This is a genomic window from Paenibacillus soyae, from assembly GCF_024623455.1.
Taxonomy (GTDB): Bacteria; Bacillota; Bacilli; order Paenibacillales; family Paenibacillaceae; genus Pristimantibacillus; species Pristimantibacillus soyae.
On the sequence record NZ_JANIPJ010000009.1, the window covers coordinates 86,515 to 104,657 of the forward strand.

The window sequence follows — 18,143 nt, forward strand, 5'->3', positions numbered from 1 at the left end:
AACCATAGGAAAAGGCTTGTTAATTTTCGGATTGGCCATGATCGTATTAGGCACCATCGGATATGCAATGATCTTGTAGACGCGAGCCAAGCAGCTCGCCTATTCTGCAACCTGGGCATGCTTGGCGGTGTACTATAGGATGTAAAGAATCCGAAAAGGGGGGCGAGTCTGATGCAAGTATGTTGTCCATGGTGCGGCGAGGAAGTGGTGCTTAGCGGATCAATCTGCCCGTCGTGCAGGCACGAGGTGCTGGCGGAGCATTTGGAGGGCGGGAACCGGGAGGAAGCGAGCCTGGAGAATGGCGGGGAGTGGGAGCATGACGCGCCTGATGAGAGAGATCGCGGCCTAGATGTCGCGGAGGAATGGTTAGAGAAGTACAATTGCCCGAGATGCGGGCATCACGCTTGCAGAGTGAACGAGGTGGCGATGACGGGCGCGGGACTGAGCAAGTTGCTCGATATTCAACACCACCACTACTTGTTCGTCTCCTGCCTGCAATGCGGCGGGGTCGAGATTTTTGATCCGAACGTGCTGGAGGCGCGCAAGAGAGGGATGCTCGGCACGGGGTTGGACTTTTTGTTTTAATTTGTCGGAGCGGTTAGAGATCGAAGCAGGATTATGCGCTGGTATTCTCGAAAATGGAGTTACATAAGCAGCGGCATTCATCATACAGAAAGCAGGGATGAAAAGTGGCAGTCGGCAGGTTGGCAAGAGAAGATGAGTTGGAGGAGCTTTTGTCGCTGTACGCCTATTTGCAGCCCGCGGATCCGGTATTGGAACGAGATCAAAAGCTGCTAGAGCATTGGAAGGAAATATTGGACGACAAGAGCATGCACATGATCGTCGTTGAACATGAAGGGGTTATGGTTGCTTCATGCGTACTCGTCGTGATTAAAAATTTAACTAGAGCGGCAAGGCCGTACGGATTGATCGAGAACGTCATTACTCATCCGGAATATCGAAGGCACGGTTTCGGCCGCATGGCGCTCGATAAAGCCAAGGAAATCGCAAAAGAAAAACATTGCTACAAGCTTATGCTTCTGACCGGCTCCCAAAGAGACGAGGTTCATCGGTTCTACGAAGCGGCCGGGTTTGTCAAAGGCAAAAAAACGGGGTTTATTATCAACATGTAACGGATGGGGAGAAGGCATGGGGACGAAGTTCGGAAACGTTCACGTAAAGACGAATGAACGGGAGGCTGTTTTGACGGCGATTCGAAGCATGATGGACGAGAGGACGGTATCTTTGCCACATGTTGAGGGCTTCGAATCGTTGATGATCCAAGCAAATCTGAGCAAAAAGGTTTTTTACATAGCCGAATACAAGCCGGGCTGGATCAGTATTCTAAACGATTGGTTCGGTTGGGGCGAATCCGAAGCATTCGGCGAAGAATTATCCAGTCATGTCAAGTGGCCGGTGTTCACGGTATCTTATTTCGACGATGATTTGTTCGAGCTGAATATTTATGAGAACGGAAGCCATGTAACGGGCCAGCTCTGGTGCTCCGGAGAAACGCGCGCCGTCTATGAGCTGGACGATAAAGAGGCGGATATCAGCGTCTTGTCCAGTATTTTAGGACATGAACATATTCAAGAGTTGGATGAAATAATCGAGACGGAGAACTGCGAAGAAGCGATCGATAAGCTGCAGGAGCTGATTCAGGTTCCATTATGGATCCACTCCGATTGGTTTCAAGACATGGACGAGCAGGAATTAATCGATCAGTATACGCGCTACGATTTTAACAAAGTAGGATGATATCAAAGTGTTGAAGTAGTCGGGGAGAGTTCATGAAAAAGTAAGAGTTTATAGAGTGAGAACAGAAGAGTTTAATTCGTTGGATCGCCCAAGCATTAGTTACTTAGTGGAGTTTGGTATAGAACCGCGAAACCATAGGTCTATTTCGATCTCAAAAAGAAGACACCCGCTCCCAAAATGCGGAGTGAATGTCCTCTTTTTTTTTGCTAGAAACAAAATTGAAGCTAACGGAAATGAGAGGCGTTATTCATCGGAGAAAGAAGCTTTTTGGGGACCTAGCGGAACTGAGCGCCCTTATTACATTCGATGTAGCTAAAATCATCATCGAAACAGGCAAATAGCGTCGCTCAGTTCCCTTAACCTCGAAAAAACACTCGATTTTTCCGAAATAGGGTCCCTGAGTTCCGCATCATCCGCCGTATCTACAAATCAAGGTACAGCCTCCCGTTATTACTTGAGGACTGTGCCTTTGCTTTGTTCAAGCTGAGTTTATCAGTGGCTTCCCGCAAGCGATAATCCCTTTCCTGCACACCCTCCTAAAAAAATATCCGTCTATCCCGCTCTTCCTTCAAAATCTCCACCGCTTCCCGGAACCTCAAGGAGTGAACGATTTCCCGTTCGCGAAGGAATTTCAAGCTGTCCTGCAAATCCACGTCATCCGTCATGTCGATCAGCCACTGGTAGGTGGCCCTCGCTTTCTCTTCGGCTGCAATATCCTCGTACAAATCGGCGATCGGATCGCCCTTCGCCTGGATATAGCTGGCCGTCCAAGGGACGCCGGCGGCGTTCTGGTAGAAGAGCGCATGGTCGTGATTGGCGAAGTGATCGCCTAGCCCTACGGCCCGCATCTGCTCCGGCGTCGCGTCCTTCGTCAGCTTATAGACCATGGTGGCAATCATCTCGAGATGGGCGAATTCCTCGGTTCCGATATCCGTCAGCAGTCCGATGACTTTGTCCGGAATCGTGTACCGCTGGTTCAGGTAGCGCAGCGCGGCCGCCAGCTCGCCGTCGGCGCCGCCGTACTGCTCCAGCAGAAACTTGGCCATCAGCGGATCGCATTTGCTCACCTTGACGGGGTATTGCAGCTTCTTCTCGTACGTCCACATGGGCTCGCATTCCTCGCTTTCTCCATTTAATTGCCCGAACGCCCGGCGTCCGGCGAGTCACCTCTTTGCACGGATGCCTATACCTGCCAGGGCCAAGGCGCTTCCTTCCATTGGAATGGAGCTTTGGAGAGACTGTGGCCGAAGTTCATAAGCGGACCGTACTGGGATTCATACTGCGCGGCAATGCGCTTCCGCAGCTCGGAGAATTGATTGTACTGCGCGATCGCCGCGGTATCATCCGGATGGGTATCCAAATACAAATTCAGCTCCACCAGCACAAAGTCGACGGATTGCAAATCATGAAGCAGCTTGTAAAAAGCCTCATCGAGCTGTTGCGCCATCGCTATTCACCTGCTTTCGCGCGTGTTGGATCCGGATAAGGAGCATATAATGCCGGCCAGAGGGTGCCGTACTTCAACGCTTCATAAGGCGAAAACTGCTGCCAGTTCGGAGGTTGGAAGGTAATGAACAGCTGCGGCGGAACGTTGTAGCTCTTCTCCGTAATAGGCGGACAAGGATCGAACGGGCCGATGAAAGGCCGATACGTCCGAAATTGGTCACTTGCATTCATGGGGTCGCGCTCCTTTCCATATCAAGCCTCGACCCACTATATGAGAGACGGGTTGGACGATATGACTTCCACCGGAGCGGCTAGCAGACGAGGGAATTCCTCGGATTAGGAGGAGGGGAGCTGAGCGACCGTACATTCCTTTGCGTCCGCGTCCACGATGGCTTGAATGGAGGGGTGACGCATCGTTCCGCCGGGAGTCAGCTCGAGAAACTCGACTTTGACGGTGAGCGCCGGACGGACCCAGACCGCCTCTTTGGACCGTTCCGGTTCATTGGCGAAAGGCTTTTCCGCTTGCTGCAGCTCCTTTGTATTATCGGTGAGAGCGGCCCAATCCTTCTGAGTCAGCCTGCCTGTGCCCGCATGCCCGATATAGATCAAACTCCCGTCTTCCGCATAAATGCCGAGGAGCAGGACGTTGACGATCCGATCCCGGAACGTAACTCCCCCGACGACGGCGACGAGATCTTGGAACACCTTTCGCTTTCTCCAGCGACCGTCTTTCCCGTTGATCATATACGTGCTGCTAAGATCCTTGTAGACAATACCCTCCATCTTGTATTGCTTCATCAGCTCGAACAAGGCGGAGCCGTCGGGAAAATTTTGCGCGAGCTGAAGATTGGGCCGAGGCACGATAATGTCCTCAAGCAAGGCTTGCCGTTCGGAGAGCGGCTTGCCGGTTACCCATTCCCCGTTGTAAAACAAAATATCGAAGACCATGTAGGTAACCGGATTTCGAACGGAAGCCACCTTGATCTTTTGAGGCACTTTCATGCGGTCACGTTTCATTACTTCGTAGAAGGATGGTTTATTCTGATCGAACGCGATAATTTCGCCATCCAAAATAACGGAATCCGCCTTGCAGAAGGAACTCGAATCGAGAAGCTCGGGATATTGAGTCGTTCTTTCGTTTAATCTCCGATTAACCAGCTTCGTTTCGTTGCCGTCGGCATATAACAGCACCCGCACGCCATCCCATTTGATCTGGGCGATCCACTGCTGTCCGGCCGGCGTCGTTGTCGTGCTTATGGGCTCGAATGGATAAACGGGTTTCAGCACCATCATATTCCTCCCTTGATCTTCTAAAACAAGTTTGCCCCTACGCCGGCCACGGCATGTCAAGAATCATTTCTTTGGGGCAGAGGAAAGATAGAAGGTAACGCCAGATCTGTGCAAAATCGGCAGGAGGGATAACAATGCGGCTAGGAAGCCATGTATCGATTAGAAACGGATATTTGGCCGCTGCCAAGGAGGCATACCGAATAGGGGGGCGTTCGTTTCAATATTTTCCCAAAAATCCGCGCAGCCTGTCCGTAAAAGCTTTTGACAGGAGCGATGCGGAACGTTGCGCCCGTTATTGCCGGGAGCAGGGCCTCGCCTCCATCGCCCATACCCCCTATACGACCAATTTATCGGTCGATGAGCCGGAGCTGCGGCAAGCGACAGTCCGTTCGCTCATCAACGATCTCGACATCGCATCCGTGTGCGGATCGGTTGGTTTGGTCGTTCATTTCGGCAAATATAAAGGACGAGACCCGCTCAAAGGCTATCAGCTGATGATCGAGATGTTAAATGAAGTGCTTGAGCATAGCGAAGGATCGGCCCTGCTGCTTATCGAGAATCACTCCGGGCAGGGAGGGAGAATGGGGATGACGTTCGAGGAGCTCGTGCAAGTACGAAGTCTATCCGGTTATTCCGACAAAATAGGCTTCTGCTTCGATACTTGCCATGCGTTCGCCAGCGGATTATGGACGGGGGACAACTGGTCCGCCGTCATGGAGAAGGGCATCGAGCTCGGCTACTTCGAGCATCTGAAGGCCGTGCATCTGAACGATTCCGTGTATCCCAGCCAAGCATTCAAAGACAGGCATGCCAATGTCGGAAGGGGATGCATCGGGGAAAGCCGCATGAAGCAGTTTTTGCTCAGTCCGGTCATTCGCCAGCTGCCCATCGTGCTGGAGACGCCCAATTCCTCGGCATACCCTCATGAGGAGGAACTGAAGTTCGTCCATTCGATGATTCAAAAGGGATGAGAACGCTCCAATCGGAAGGGGGCGAATCAGCGTTGGCAGCGCTCGCAGAAAAACACTTTGCGTCCGTTGCTCTCGGTTTTCGTGATGGGCGTACCGCAACGGAAACAAGGCTCGCCGCCCCGGTCGTACACCTTGCACCGGTCATTATAACCGCCGGTTAGAGCATCGCCCGCGTAGAGCGGCGTTTCCATATAACCACCGTACCGAATCGCTTCAGCCAACGTGGAATGCATCGCCGTGAACAGGGTTTGCAGTTCGCCGTCCGCGACATCCGTAAGCTTTCGCAGCGGGTGGATGCCGGCGAAGAAGCACATCTCGTCGGCATAGCAATTGCCTATCCCTGAGATGACGTTCTGATCCGTCAGAGCAAATTTGAGCGCGCGCCTCGTTTTTCGGAGCCTGGCGATGAAGTCGTCCGGCCCGAACCGGGGATCAAGCGGGTCCGGACCAAACTTGCTGAGCTTCTCCTCAAGCTCGGCAGGATTATAAATATGCAAGTAGCCGAGACGCAAGCCGTGAAAATAAAGGCTGGGGCCGTTCTCGAACGCGAGCTCGACCTGTGCCGTCCGGTCCGGCGCTTCCTCCTTCGTTCCGTAAAACATCGAGCCGCCTAGCATGAGATGCAAAACGAGCGTATCTCCGCTGTCCAGCCGGAAGAGGAGCATCTTCGCGCGCCTGTCGACGCGCGCGAGCCTATGCTCTTCTGTTCGCGCTTTGAACATAGCGACCGGCACGTTGATCGTTTTCTCGCGCGTCACCTCGGCTGCTCGGATCCTTCTCCCCGCAATCCTCTCGTTTAGAAGCGTTCTATAGGTTTCCATTTCAGGCAGTTCAGGCACGGGTTAGCCCTCCTCGCTTGATCATAATAATGCCCTTCCGCTTCCAAGGGAACGAAAGGGCGATGGTTTTACGATGCGGTTTCTTTTGCTTTTTTGGACTTTTTCTCTTTGGGAGCGGCTGCTTTGCGTTTTTCTCCGGTTGCCTTGGTCTTAGGTGTGCCGGGATCGGTCGGTATTTTCCCAACCGCATCGAGGCTTGCCTGCAGGGCGGCCATCAGATCGATCACGTTGCCGCCGGTTTCGCCGGACGACGGCGCGGCAACGATGTCCACGCCTTCGCCCGCGATTTTCGCTTCGATGGCGTTCTGCAGAGAGAGACGGTAATCATCCGTATATTTGTCCGGCGTGAACGGCGCCGATAGCTGTTCGACGAGCAGCTTGGCGATTTCGAGCTCTTTCTCGTTCACCGTCACCTGCTCGGGCAGGTTCGGAACAAGCGAGATGGACCGAATCTCGTCGGGGAAGTGCATCGTCTCGAGGCAAAGGCAATTGGCGACGACGCGGATGGCGGCCAGTCTGCTTTTGCTGCGAATCGAAATTTTGGCGATGCCGATCTTCCCGGTTTGCCTGATCGCTTCGATCAGCAAGCCGTAAGCGCCGGAGCCGGCCATATCGGGCGAGAGGTAATAAGCCTTCTCGAAATAAATCGGATCGATATCGGTCAGATCGACGAAATCAAGAATCGAAATCGTGCGGGCGGATTCCGGACGCAGCTCGTCGAGCTCCTCCTCGCTGAATAAGACGAACTTATCCTTCTCGTATTCGAAGCCTTTGGCGAGCTCGTCGCTTGCGACCTCCTTGCCGCAATGCGAGCAGACGCGCTGCTGCGAGATGGGCATGCCGCATTCCTTGTGAATGGTGCGGAAACGGATGTCCTTGTCCTCTGTCGCGGTGAACATTTTGACGGGAACGTGCACGAGGCCGAAGCTGATCGCGCCTTTCCATACGGTATGCATGAGAACAACCTCCTTCGTTAGTTAAAGGTTGCCCCGATCCGCGGCAAAACATTTGATGAACAGGCGTAAACGAGCAGGGCGCTTCATTCAAGTTTATTCAAGAAAAATAGAGCTTGACATATCCGCCGAGATGGACAGGGCTTGACAGCCGTATGCTATAGTTAGGCTAAATCCAGATGCCGCATAGGAGGCCATTATGTTTCAGCATACTCATCAACAATACGAAGGCGTCGATTTCGGCGCGCGGGATTTACGATACGGAGAGCTTGTCAGCTGCACTTTTATTCGCTGTTCATTCGCCAACGGTTCATTGGAGGAAATCACCTCAAGCGGCTGCCGGTTTACGGAATGCGATTTCCGCGGCGCGGCTTTCAACGGCTCCATACATAAGGAATCCGCTTTCGAGAATTGCCGTTTCGCCGGCGCGAACCTATTCGTGGCGAAATTCGATCAATGCAAAATGACGGGCTCGGATTTCTCCGGGGCCAATATGGACGGCATTACGATCGTTCAAGGCGACTGGTCTTACACCAATCTGCGTCATGCCAGGCTTGTCCGGCAGGATTTGCGCGGAATCAAATTTTACGAAGCGGATTTGTCGGGGGCCGACTTGGAGAAAGCCGATCTTAGAGATTCGGATCTGACGAGAGCGGTGCTGGCCAAAGCGAAGCTGCAAGGGGCCGACATCAGAGGAGCCGACGTGGACGGAGTGGACTTCCAAACGTTCGCCGTGACGGGGCTTCGGATGGACAAGGAGCAGGCGGTTACGTTCGCACGGAGCTACGGGGCGAAGCTGGGATGAGAAAAAGGGCACATCGCTGTGCCCTTCTTCGCATTCGAACGCGTTACTGTCTGATAACCAATACGTCGCGAGGAGGCGTACCCGTACGACGAATCTCCCGAATTTCGGCATCGGTCAAGTTGCGTCCTACCAAAACCGCGGAAGACGTCGCATCATTGAATGCGCCGAGATTCGACACGCTTTGCTCGCCGCGGAATACGCGGACGGCTCCTTGGAAGTTCACTCTAGAGAATAAGACCAGAGTTACCGAATCCGTGAGGGATCTGTTTCTCAAGCGGAAGCTGGAGAGCTCGTTGTTGAAACGGAATGCCCCCATATCGCGAATCGCTACACCTCCCCGTCTGAGAACGATCCGCCGGCCCGTAAAGTTACGGCCGGAGAACATTTGAAGCGCTACGTCTCTGTTTGCCAAATCTATCATCCTTTCCAAGTGGGATGATATATCCTATGAAAAGTTGATAGATATGGAATGGACAGATTAGGGAAGACGGAAGCACAAAATTAAGGGGTGCGAAGCGTCTTTCGTGCATCACATTTAATTTTGGTGGTCAACCGGTGGTCAACAAACCTGAATTATAGAGTTCGATATCAAATAAATCTTTATAGATCAACGTAAATCGGGCGCCCCTTTCGGGGCGCCCTTTTCATGGGAGAGGAGAAACCGGACGAAGAACTTATGGGGAAACGTAAGTCTTCTCCGCGGTTGTCTACGGCATCTCGCGACGCCGATGATCTTATCTTGTCCGGTTTCGGAAGGTTTATACATGTCCGCCGCAAAATATTGCAAAAGTCATTTCGCAGGCCTCATGATGGTGGGCATTACTTGGGTGTGGTAAGATGGGTGCACATTATTGATTATATCGTTTGCAAACAGGGTGATCCGGAATGAACAAAAAAATAGGCTGCCTTCATGCCCATTATTCGAATATCGCGTATATCGAGCAAGGCGTATTGCCAGGCACGTCGGCTGTAGAGTGGATTCATTTTGTGGATCCGGGGTTAATGAAACGGGTAATGGACAATCCGTGTTTTGACGAAGCCGAAGCCAAATCCAGAGTAGCGCAGCAAGTGGATTGGATCGCGAAATCGGGTGTCGACGCGATTCTGATCACGTGCACTAACTATATCGCCCTCATGGGCGAGAATGCTTTAACAGCCGCCGTTCCCGTTATTAAAATCGACGAGCCGTTGTTCGACGATCTGATGAGGGACGGCGCACCGCAAGTGTTATTGTTTACGAATCCCGCGACCGTAGAAGGAACGATGCGAAGATTCGGGGAACACGCCGCGGGGAAAGGCATGTCTACACATACGGCAGAAGCGCGGGTGATCGATGGGGCTTTCGAGCTTATTATGATGGGACGCAAGGCGGAATACGAGCAAGTCGTGTCCAACTATATCGCGAAGATTTTCGCCTTAGAAGGAGAAGATAGGCGGCTGGCCGTTGCCCAATTGTCGATGGCGGACGCGGCGATGAAGGCTGAGCGAGAGCTGAAGGCGAGGATCGATCATCCGCTTCGTTCGCTGGCATTGCGCATGGAAGCCTTATTATTCTAGACGAGATATGGTACGATAGGCGGGAATGATCGCGAAAGGGGCAATTGCAGTGAGAGTCATTGCGGGCGTAGCGAAAGGGCGCGCGCTGAAGGCTGTGCCGGGCTCGAATACGAGGCCGACTACGGACAAAGTGAAGGAAGCCATATTCAGCATGATAGGACCTTATTTCGAGGGGGGCACCGCGCTTGATTTGTTCGCGGGCACGGGCGGGCTCGGCATCGAGGCTTGGAGCAGAGGCGTCGAGCGAGTGATCTTCGTCGATAAGGAGAAGATAAGCCTCGACATTATTCGCCAAAACGTCAAAACGGCGGGAGCGGAGAGCGCGGCGGAAATATACAGGAACGATGCGGACCGCGCGGTGAAAGCGTTGGCAAAACGGGACATCGCGTTTTCCCTAGTCTTCCTCGACCCGCCGTACCGGATGACGGCGATGGACGAGGTGATGGCCGAGCTCGCGGAGAAGGGAATGCTGGAGAGCGGCGCGACGATCGTCGTGGAGCATGATGCAGCCCACCGGTATCCGGAGCAGCTTGAGGGCTTCGAGCAGTTAAAGCAGGCGAAATACGGCGATACGGCCGTTACGATATATCGGTACATAGGAATTGACGACAGCGATAGGAGCGAGACGGATGACAACGAACAATGACACCCAGCAATCATGCAAAAAAGAGCGGATCGCGGTTTACCCGGGCAGCTTCGATCCGGTGACCAACGGCCATCTGGACATTATCCAGCGATCGGCGAAGCAGTTCGACCGGCTGATCGTCGCCGTGCTGAACAACACAAGCAAAACGCCGCTGTTCACCATCGAAGAGCGGAAGCAGCTTCTTGCCGAGGTCACCCAAGACATCCCGAACGTGGAAATCGACAGCTTCCGGGATTTGCTCGTCCGTTTCGTTCGCGGGAAGGACGCGGACGTCATCATAAGAGGTATTCGTTCGGTAACCGATTTCGAATACGAGCTCCAAATGGCCTCGACGAACCATCAGCTCGACGGGGAGATCGATACGATGTTCATGATGACGAATCCGAAATATTCGTATTTGAGCTCCAGCATCGTGAAGGAAATCGCCAAATTCAACGGCGAGGTACGCGAGCTGGTGCCGCCTGCCGTTGAAGCCCGCTTGAAAGCAAAATATTCGGCGGGTTCTTAAGGGAAGCCCCGTCACCGAAATTTGCCACCTGGGAGTCTTCCCGTCCCGAGCGCGAACCGAACAAGGAGCGCAAGCAGCAGCAGAACGCCTGCCGCGGATAACGACATTGGCCATAGCGCCGGAAGATCGCTGACGGCAATGCCGCCGCCTGCTCCGTAGTCGGCGGGATTGCCCTGAAGCATGGCCGGGAACGCGCCGTTCGTCACAAGCTTGGCCGCGAGCCAGCTCAGCGGCTTCCACAGCAGCAGCGTTAACAGGAAAGCGTGCAGCGAATGATTGAGACGATGCGCGATAAACGGAAGCAGCTTCAGATCCGTGCCCGTTATGGCGTAGCCGGTCTGGAGAATGCCCGCAAAACCGCTCCAGGCAAGCACCGCCGCGATGATCGCGCAGGCGAAGGCCGCGCTGCCGCCCGGCGCTTGCCAGATCGCGGCGGCATAGGCGCCGAGATGGCTTTCGAACAGGGCAGGGCCAAGAAACGCGAAGCCTTGCTCCGTGATCGGCGAGAGCAGCGGCTCCGACAATCTGGCGAGCATCGAGGCGAAGATCATGAAGCCGCCTACGACCATCAGCTTCTGAACGCTGCCGGCAACGGCGTCGCCAAGCACTTTGCCGAAGCTGCGGCCGTCTTGCTCCCTGCCGGCTTGAAGGCTTTGGGCGAATGCCGACAATAAGCCGGCCGATGCAACGCTGCGGTCTCCGTCTTCGCTCGGGGCGTCTGCGGACGTTTCATTCTGTTTCCTTCTTCGGAATAGCAGCGCGATGAGCAGCAGCCATAGGGCGGAAGCCCAGACGGCTGCTGTTATCATCATGCCCGCAATCGGCTTGTGAAGGAAGCCGGCGCCGATAACGACGAGCATGAATAGCGGATTGGGCATATGCGCGAAGGCTAGCAGCCGCTGCCCCTGCGCTCGGCTTAGCAGCTCGCGCTTGCGCAGCGAGGCGACGGCCTCCGAGCCGGCCGGGAAGCCTCCGAGCCATCCGATGACCAGCGCCAAAGCGGCTTCGCCGGGAAGGCCCGTCACTCGGCGCATGGCCGGCTGCAGCAGGGCGCCGATCGCGTGCGCGAGCCCGAACGCCAGCATGATTTCATACAAAACCAGGAACGGAAGCATCCCGGGGAACACGATATTCCACCAAACGGTAAGGCCTTGCAGCGACGCTTGGAAGGAAGCGTCCGGCTGAATAATGATGGAGCCGACCAGCAGGATCGACAAGATAGCGAGCAGAATCGTTTTGGGCAAGACCGTTCAACTCCTCTTGGACATACCTCTTCCATTTCATTAGTACGCCGGACAACCCGGAGATAGACCAGATGAGAAGCATAGATTGGAGGGGAACAGCCTATGCATAAAGGAATATCGGCCGCGCGGCGCATCGTGTTGTCGGCATCGGCGACCGCTCTCGTCATGTGGGGGCTGTTATACGCGCCGACGCCTTATCTCGTATACGAGCCGGGCATCGCGGTGCCGGTGGAGCCGATGATCGAATCCGTTTCGGACGAAACGGATGAACGCGGAGAGCTGCTGCTCACGGCCGTCAAGCTGACGGCGCCGAACATGTGGAGCGTCCTCAAGGCGATGGTCGACAGCGATCGGGATATTTATATGAAAAGCGACGTATTCGGCCAGTATTCGAAGGAACAATATTCGGAGCGGTTGACGGTTATTATGGAGGGCTCGCAGAATGATGCCGTCGAAGCGGCTTACCGGTATGCGGACGTGCCTTACGAGGTGCGGACGGAAGCGATTATCGTCACGGACGTCATCTTGATCGCGGACCGGCCGGCTGGGAAGCTAAGGGCCGGGGACAAACTGATCGGCTTGCGGGGCGGCGCGAAATTCGAGAGCGTGGAGGATGCGGCAAGCCAAGTAGCGGAGGCGATGCGGGGGCTGCAGAGCGGCGCCGTGAAGAGCTTAGTCGTAGAAGCGGAGCGAAACGGATCGCGGATCGATGTCGAGCTAACGTCAGGCCGGGCAATGGACGGCGCGGGCGGCCAGAAAGCGAGGCAGCTTGCCGAGCTTCTCGGCGTCAAAGGCTTTACGGAGCTGCGAAGCGTCCAGGCGGTGGATGAACGGCAGGCGCTCCGCATTTCCGCTGGCGAAATCGGCGGTCCTTCCGCGGGACTCGTGTTCGCGCTTGGCGCTATCGACCTGCTTACGGACGGCGACTTGACGGGCGGGGCCCGCATTGCCGCCACGGGCACGATCGATCCCGACGGCAAGGTAGGAGCCATCGGAGGCATTAAGCAGAAGGTCGTGGCGACGGATGGCGAAGGAGCCGAGCTGTTCCTCGTGCCGAAAGCGAACGAGGGAGATGCGAAAGCGAAATCGAAGCGAATGGGATCGAAGATGAAGATCGTGGGGGTCCAAACCCTTCGGGAGGCAACGGACGCCATTGCCTCCTTCCTGAGGGAACGTTAGAGCATGATCGGGGCGTCGCGGTAATCGCGGAACAGAGCCTTTCCAAGATCGACGCCAGGCACCCCGAGCATGTACGCGTTGCTTGCCCGGACGTCTAGATCCAAATAGCGGAACGCGCCGGGAGGCCTCGCGGCGCTCATAAGCACGGGCAGGGAAGCTTCCTTGCGCATGCGCTTCAGCAGTTCTCTTCCTTTGCCGGTGAAGCCCAGAACCCGGATGTACTCGACTCCTGCGGAAAGCCTCTCCCGGGTGAAATCTTCCTTGCGGTGGCCGAGCAGCAAGGAGAGGAGGGCGCGCTGCAGCTTCGTGCGGGTGTATCTTTTTGTTTTGAGCGAGCTAAGCAAGCCCTCGACGCTCCAATCCGCAAGCTCCGGCAGCGCGTTCAACATCCGGTGCTCCAAGCCTTCCGTTATTTCGCGATGCTCGGCCAAGCGGGCGGCGTCGCTCGTGAGCAAGGTGCGGAAGAGCGAATCGGCATATCGCTCCCAATCCATCGGGGGAATGCCTGATGCCACCCGTTCCGTTAAAATCCCGTATGTCGATGGAGGCACGTAGTTTTGCGCTTCGGCTAAGGAACCGCTTTCTAAAAGCAGCTTGCGGATGGCGGTCGCGCTTGCGATCGAGCCGTCCGTCACGTCCGTCTGGTGATATTGCGCCTTCTCTCGCGCGATCGTGTGCGGAGTCATGGACCCGTTCATTCGTTTCAGCGCGATCAAATAATGCAGGCCAAGCGTATGGTTCGGCTTGTCGAACGGGAAGCGGGCATCCTCTTCGAAGCCCTGCTCTTGAAGGTAGGATTGAACGGCGGCGCTGTAAGCGGCAGGGTAGCTTTCTCCGTCATCGAGCTGCCCTTTGAGCAGCTCGCGGAATCTGGCCGGCTCTTCGGCCGCGATTTCCGCGGCGCGCGATAGCGGCCCAAACTCACCGCTTTCGGTCCCGAAGCAGAAGGCGTCTACGACGCCGGTCGCCTCCAGCAGCGCAACGGCGCCGTAAGCGAACCATTCCGCGGCTTGCGTCGCGTATGCGGACGGCAGCTCGATGACGAGATCGCAGCCTCCCGCAAGCGCCATGCGGGTCCGCGTCCACTTGTCCCACATCGCGGGTTCGCCGCGCTGGAGGAAATGTCCGCTCATGACGGCGACGACCGCTTCGGCTCCTGTTATTTTCGCCGATTGGCGCAAATGATATAGATGTCCGTTATGAAAAGGGTTATATTCCACGATTAATCCGACCGCCCGCATCGCTAATCAGCCTTTCGTCGCTTGATTGACAATCGATTTCAATATAGCATAGAGAGGATGCTTCGTCACGGCGCGCGCAAGGACTAATCAATTCGACGGCGTGAAATTGTTGACAAAAGATCGGATAAATCGCTATAATAATCTTTGTTTGTTTGGAGTGATGTTATGCAGTTTCATATGCAAGAATTGATGTCCAAGGGCCTTAAGGCCACGGTGCGGGAGAAGCTGGACGTCAGCGAGCTGTTCAAGGATCGTGCGGATGTCATTGCGGCTGGACCGCTGCACGTATCGCTTGACGTAGTCGGCAACGAAGGCTTCGTTACGGTATCCGGCGAGCTGACCATCGATCTGGAGCTTGCGTGCTCGCGCTGCTTGGACAAGGTCGAAGAGCATACGGTCATTCCGTACTTCGAGCAGTTCAAGCCGGCGGCGTCCGAGGAGGCAGACGACGATCTGACCGACGCGGACGAGGACGACGATTTCGTGGAAGTGACGACGGAGAGGCTGGATTTAAAACCGTTCCTCGAAGAAGCGCTTCTGGTGTTCATGCCGTTCGCCCCGCTGTGCGGCAAGGATTGCAAGGGACTCTGTCAGTCCTGCGGAGAAAACTTAAATGAGCGAACATGCGAATGCAAACACGAGCGGATCGACCCTCGGTTTGAAGCGCTGAAGGATTTATTTAAGGATTAAGAGCGATGATTTGATTTTGTGAAGGAGGTGGGAAATATGGCAGTACCACAACGTAGAACATCCAAAACTCGCCGCGACAAGCGTCGTACGCACTTTAAGCTTGCGATACCGGGTATGGTGAAATGCGAGCAATGCGGCGAGCTGAAATTGGCTCACCACGTGTGCAAAGTATGCGGATATTACAAAACAAAAGAGATCATTTCCCAATAATAATGATTTCGGGCGGATAGCACTTCACTTAACGGTGAGGTGCTATTTTTTGTTTGGACCTGCTGCATATTGTGATCGATCTGGAGTTGACCTCGGCAGAGGTTTTCCCATATACTGTTTTAGTACCTGGTGATAAAAAGCTGCTTTATACATATAACGATAAGGGAAAATCCAAATACGATAAAAGAAGCGGGCGAAGGGGGCCGAGCATGGAACGAATGCCCAAGCGTCAGCGCCATCAGTTGCTGGCCCAGCATATAGACGACAATCCGTTCATAACGGACCGGGAGCTTACGAGACTGCTGAAGGTTAGCATACAGACCGTCAGACTCGACCGGATGGAGCTTGGTATTCCGGAGCTCCGGGAAAGAATGAAGCTTATGGCCGAGCGGTCGTACGATTCCGTGCGGTCGTTGCCTCTGCACGAGGTGATCGGCGATATCGTCGATCTGGAGCTGGACAAGAGCGGAATATCCATCTTCGAGATCCGCGAGGAGCATGTTTTCTCCCGTACGGGCATCGCCCGGGGCCATCATGTGTTCGCCCAAGCGAATTCGCTGGCCGTTGCGGTTATTAACGACGCGATCGCTCTGACGGTTACGGCGGATATCCGGTTCATCCGGCCCGTCAAGCTCGGAGAGAAGTGCATCGCGAAAGCGTATGTCCGCTCGATCTCGGGCGAGAGAAGCAAATCGAAGGTCGAATTGTTCACGTACGTGGGCGACGAGATGGTGTTCCAGGGCAACTTCGTCATTTACAGGTCCGCTGGCGACAGAGACAACGGAGGGGGAGAATAACATGCGGATCGCCATTGATGCGATGGGGGGAGACCACGCCCCGGGATTAATCGTGCAAGGAGCGCTGGAGGCCGCCAAAGAGTGGCCGGACACGGAGCTGCTGCTGGTCGGCAACCAAGCGGTCATCGAACCGCTCGTGAAGGACAAGCTTCCGGCGAACGTAAAGATCCATCATGCGGACGACGTCATCGGTCCCGACGATGAGCCGGTGAAGGCCGTCAGAAGGAAGAAGACGTCCTCTATGGTCATCGCGGGTCAGCTCGTGAAGGACAAGGAAGCGGACGCGATGATGTCGGCAGGCAATACCGGGGCGCTCATGACGACCGGCTTGCTCGTCGTCGGACGAATGGAAGGAATCGAGCGTCCCGCTCTCGCGCCGATGATTCCGACGATGGACGATGTCGGCGTGCTGTCGCTCGATCTGGGAGCCAACATGGACGCGAAGCCGGAGCATCTTCTTCAGTACGCGATCATGGGGAGCATCTACCGGGCCAAGGTTCACGGCATTCAGAAGCCGCGTGTAGGCCTGCTGAACGTCGGCACGGAAGCGAAAAAAGGCAACGAGCTCACGAAAGCGGCCTACGAGCTGCTTGAGCAGGCGCCGGTCCATTTCGTCGGCAATGTGGAGTCGAGGGATATTCTTAACGGCAGCTGCGACGTGCTGGTGTGCGACGGCTTCGCGGGCAATATTATGCTGAAGTCGCTCGAAGGCACGGCCGGTGCGATATTCTCCGTGCTGAAGGATGCCTTCGGCAGCTCGCTGCTGACGAAGGTTGCGGCGGCGATCATGCTTCCGAAGCTGAAGCAGGTGAAGAAGAAGCTCGATTACAAGGAGCATGGCGGAGCTCCTCTGCTGGGCTTGAACGGACTCGTCGTCAAGTGCCACGGTTCATCGGACGCCACCGCGGTGAAGAACGCGGTCCGTCAAACCCGGATCGCGCTCCAAGGTAAATTGATTGAATCGATCTCCGCAGAAATCAACCGGAAGTGAGTGAGTTGCATGAGTCTGCATCCTGTCGGCATTATTGGAACGGGCAAATATGTGCCCGAACGTATTCTTACAAATCAACAGCTCGAGGAAATGGTCGAAACGAACGACGAATGGATCGTTACGCGCACCGGCATTAAGGAGCGACGCCTGGCGGCGGAAGCCGAAGCCACTTCCGATCTCGCTCTGGAAGCGTCGAAACGGGCAATCGAGGCCGCCGGTCTGACGGCGGAGGATATCGACCTCATCATTGTGGCGACGATCACGCCGGACATGTTCTTCCCGTCGACCGCTTGTCTGCTCCAGGACAAGCTGGGCGCGTCGAAAGCGGCGGCGTTCGACTTGTCGGCGGCGTGCTCGGGCTTCATCTATGGACTTGCCACCGCCTCGAACATGATCGCGACGGGCATGTACAAGCATGTTCTGGTCGTCGGCGCGGAGACGTTGTCCCGCATTACGGACTATACGGACCGCAATACGTGCATCCTGTTCGGAGACGGCGCGGGCGCCGTCGTGCTTGGGCAAGTGGAGGAAGGAAGAGGCTTCCGATCTTTCGAGCTTGGAGCGGACGGCAGCGGCGGCGAGCTGCTGAAGGTGAGCGGCGGCGGATCGCGCCTGCCGGCTTCCGAAGCGAGCTTGTCCGGCAAACATCATTATATTCATATGGCGGGCAACGACGTTTTTAAATTCGCGGTGCGGATTATGGGCAGCGCAGCAGAGGATGCGTTGGCGAAGGCCGGCATGACCAAAGAAGACGTGGATCTTCTCGTGCCGCACCAAGCCAATATCCGGATTATCCAGTCGGCCCTGAACCGTCTGAACCTGGCGGAAGAGAAGGCTATGATTAATCTGGACAAATACGGCAACATGTCCGCGGCTTCCATACCGGTAGCACTTGCGGAGGCCGTTGAGCAGAATCGCGTGAAAGAGGGAGACTGCCTCGTATTCGTCGGCTTCGGCGGCGGATTGACGTGGGGCGCGTCCGTATTGATCTGGTAATCGGCATGTGCCGCATGTCCGG

At 55.3% G+C, this 18,143-nt stretch carries 23 protein-coding genes; 14 read left to right on the forward strand and 9 right to left on the reverse strand.

What is annotated here, in order from left to right; genetic code table 11:
• Positions 1–171 precede the first annotated feature (171 nt).
• From NQZ67_RS30365 to NQZ67_RS13810, 3 genes are all read left to right on the forward strand, one after another.
• Complete coding sequence (locus NQZ67_RS30365) at positions 172–585, forward strand: zinc ribbon domain-containing protein (protein WP_306812860.1); 414 nt, start codon at positions 172–174, stop codon at positions 583–585.
• A 104-nt stretch (positions 586–689) separates the two neighbouring features.
• Positions 690–1,133: a GNAT family N-acetyltransferase gene (locus tag NQZ67_RS13805; protein ID WP_257446595.1), complete on the forward strand. Its 444-nt coding sequence runs from the start codon at positions 690–692 to the stop codon at positions 1,131–1,133.
• A 16-nt stretch (positions 1,134–1,149) separates the two neighbouring features.
• Positions 1,150–1,758: a hypothetical protein gene (locus NQZ67_RS13810; protein ID WP_257446596.1), complete on the forward strand. Its 609-nt coding sequence runs from the start codon at positions 1,150–1,152 to the stop codon at positions 1,756–1,758.
• A 536-nt stretch (positions 1,759–2,294) separates the two neighbouring features.
• Here NQZ67_RS13810 and NQZ67_RS13815 read toward each other — a convergent pair.
• From NQZ67_RS13815 to NQZ67_RS13830, 4 genes are all read right to left on the reverse strand, one after another.
• A complete protein-coding gene (locus tag NQZ67_RS13815) occupies positions 2,295–2,864 on the reverse strand; it encodes a manganese catalase family protein (protein WP_257446597.1) in 570 nt (189 codons plus the stop codon).
• A 77-nt stretch (positions 2,865–2,941) separates the two neighbouring features.
• Positions 2,942–3,205 (reverse strand): spore coat protein CotJB, encoded by a 264-nt coding sequence (locus tag NQZ67_RS13820; RefSeq protein WP_257446599.1) that lies wholly within the window; start codon positions 3,203–3,205, stop codon positions 2,942–2,944.
• A gap of 2 nt (positions 3,206–3,207) precedes the next feature.
• The gene (locus NQZ67_RS13825) at positions 3,208–3,435 is read right to left on the reverse strand and encodes a spore coat associated protein CotJA (protein WP_257446600.1); all 228 of its coding nucleotides are present in this window, start codon (positions 3,433–3,435) and stop codon (positions 3,208–3,210) included.
• 105 nt (positions 3,436–3,540) lie between these two features.
• Positions 3,541–4,494 carry an ATP-dependent DNA ligase gene (locus NQZ67_RS13830; RefSeq protein ID WP_257446984.1) on the reverse strand — a complete coding sequence of 318 codons (954 nt, stop codon included), beginning with the start codon at positions 4,492–4,494 and terminating at the stop codon, positions 3,541–3,543.
• A 134-nt stretch (positions 4,495–4,628) separates the two neighbouring features.
• Between NQZ67_RS13830 and NQZ67_RS13835 the strand changes: the two genes are divergently transcribed.
• Positions 4,629–5,465, forward strand: coding sequence for a deoxyribonuclease IV (locus NQZ67_RS13835; protein ID WP_257446601.1), 837 nt, complete (start codon positions 4,629–4,631; stop codon positions 5,463–5,465).
• A 26-nt stretch (positions 5,466–5,491) separates the two neighbouring features.
• Here NQZ67_RS13835 and mutM read toward each other — a convergent pair whose 3' ends face one another.
• Entirely contained in the window at positions 5,492–6,304 is an 813-nt protein-coding gene (gene mutM / locus NQZ67_RS13840) for a bifunctional DNA-formamidopyrimidine glycosylase/DNA-(apurinic or apyrimidinic site) lyase (protein WP_257446602.1), read from the reverse strand.
• 68 nt (positions 6,305–6,372) lie between these two features.
• Positions 6,373–7,260, reverse strand: a complete 888-nt coding sequence (ku, locus tag NQZ67_RS13845; RefSeq protein WP_257446604.1) for a non-homologous end joining protein Ku — start codon at positions 7,258–7,260, stop codon at positions 6,373–6,375.
• Between the two features lie 196 nt (positions 7,261–7,456).
• On the opposite strand from ku, the gene NQZ67_RS13850 reads away from it, so the two are divergent.
• Positions 7,457–8,062 carry a pentapeptide repeat-containing protein gene (locus NQZ67_RS13850; protein WP_257446605.1) on the forward strand — a complete coding sequence of 202 codons (606 nt, stop codon included), beginning with the start codon at positions 7,457–7,459 and terminating at the stop codon, positions 8,060–8,062.
• 43 nt (positions 8,063–8,105) lie between these two features.
• Here NQZ67_RS13850 and NQZ67_RS13855 read toward each other — a convergent pair whose 3' ends face one another.
• A complete protein-coding gene (locus tag NQZ67_RS13855) occupies positions 8,106–8,474 on the reverse strand; it encodes a hypothetical protein (RefSeq protein WP_257446608.1) in 369 nt (122 codons plus the stop codon).
• Between the two features lie 473 nt (positions 8,475–8,947).
• Here NQZ67_RS13855 and NQZ67_RS13860 point away from each other — a divergent pair, with 473 nt between their 5' ends.
• From NQZ67_RS13860 to coaD, 3 genes are read left to right on the forward strand one after another with little or no spacing between them, the layout of a single operon-like run.
• Positions 8,948–9,619, forward strand: coding sequence for an aspartate/glutamate racemase family protein (locus tag NQZ67_RS13860; RefSeq protein ID WP_257446610.1), 672 nt, complete (start codon positions 8,948–8,950; stop codon positions 9,617–9,619).
• 49 nt (positions 9,620–9,668) lie between these two features.
• A complete protein-coding gene (gene rsmD / locus NQZ67_RS13865) occupies positions 9,669–10,265 on the forward strand; it encodes a 16S rRNA (guanine(966)-N(2))-methyltransferase RsmD (protein ID WP_257446612.1) in 597 nt (198 codons plus the stop codon).
• On the forward strand, positions 10,249–10,773 hold the full coding sequence (gene coaD / locus NQZ67_RS13870) for a pantetheine-phosphate adenylyltransferase (RefSeq protein WP_257446614.1): 525 nt from the start codon (positions 10,249–10,251) through the stop codon (positions 10,771–10,773). The genes rsmD and coaD overlap by 17 nt, the downstream gene beginning before the upstream one ends.
• Before the next feature lie 11 nt (positions 10,774–10,784).
• Here the strand turns inward: coaD and NQZ67_RS13875 are convergent, their stop codons facing one another.
• Positions 10,785–12,017, reverse strand: a complete 1,233-nt coding sequence (locus tag NQZ67_RS13875) for a nucleoside recognition domain-containing protein (protein WP_257446615.1) — start codon at positions 12,015–12,017, stop codon at positions 10,785–10,787.
• Between the two features lie 102 nt (positions 12,018–12,119).
• On the opposite strand from NQZ67_RS13875, the gene NQZ67_RS13880 reads away from it, so the two are divergent.
• The gene (locus NQZ67_RS13880; RefSeq protein ID WP_257446617.1) at positions 12,120–13,196 is read left to right on the forward strand and encodes a S16 family serine protease; all 1,077 of its coding nucleotides are present in this window, start codon (positions 12,120–12,122) and stop codon (positions 13,194–13,196) included.
• Here NQZ67_RS13880 and NQZ67_RS13885 read toward each other — a convergent pair.
• Entirely contained in the window at positions 13,193–14,437 is a 1,245-nt protein-coding gene (locus NQZ67_RS13885; protein WP_257446619.1) for a nucleotidyltransferase, read from the reverse strand. The genes NQZ67_RS13880 and NQZ67_RS13885 overlap by 4 nt on opposite strands.
• 165 nt (positions 14,438–14,602) lie before the next feature.
• Here NQZ67_RS13885 and NQZ67_RS13890 point away from each other — a divergent pair, with 165 nt between their 5' ends.
• The 5 genes from NQZ67_RS13890 to NQZ67_RS13910 all read left to right on the forward strand — a co-directional run bounded on the left by NQZ67_RS13890 (position 14,603) and on the right by NQZ67_RS13910 (position 18,121).
• Positions 14,603–15,127 carry a YceD family protein gene (locus tag NQZ67_RS13890; RefSeq protein WP_257446621.1) on the forward strand — a complete coding sequence of 175 codons (525 nt, stop codon included), beginning with the start codon at positions 14,603–14,605 and terminating at the stop codon, positions 15,125–15,127.
• Between the two features lie 36 nt (positions 15,128–15,163).
• The gene (gene rpmF, locus NQZ67_RS13895; protein ID WP_116043433.1) at positions 15,164–15,337 is read left to right on the forward strand and encodes a 50S ribosomal protein L32; all 174 of its coding nucleotides are present in this window, start codon (positions 15,164–15,166) and stop codon (positions 15,335–15,337) included.
• 218 nt (positions 15,338–15,555) lie between these two features.
• Positions 15,556–16,134 carry a transcription factor FapR gene (gene fapR / locus NQZ67_RS13900; RefSeq protein ID WP_257446987.1) on the forward strand — a complete coding sequence of 193 codons (579 nt, stop codon included), beginning with the start codon at positions 15,556–15,558 and terminating at the stop codon, positions 16,132–16,134.
• A gap of 1 nt (position 16,135) precedes the next feature.
• Positions 16,136–17,125 carry a phosphate acyltransferase PlsX gene (plsX, locus tag NQZ67_RS13905; protein WP_257446623.1) on the forward strand — a complete coding sequence of 330 codons (990 nt, stop codon included), beginning with the start codon at positions 16,136–16,138 and terminating at the stop codon, positions 17,123–17,125.
• A gap of 9 nt (positions 17,126–17,134) precedes the next feature.
• Complete coding sequence (locus NQZ67_RS13910) at positions 17,135–18,121, forward strand: beta-ketoacyl-ACP synthase III (protein ID WP_257446625.1); 987 nt, start codon at positions 17,135–17,137, stop codon at positions 18,119–18,121.
• The last annotated feature ends 22 nt before the right edge of the window (positions 18,122–18,143 follow it).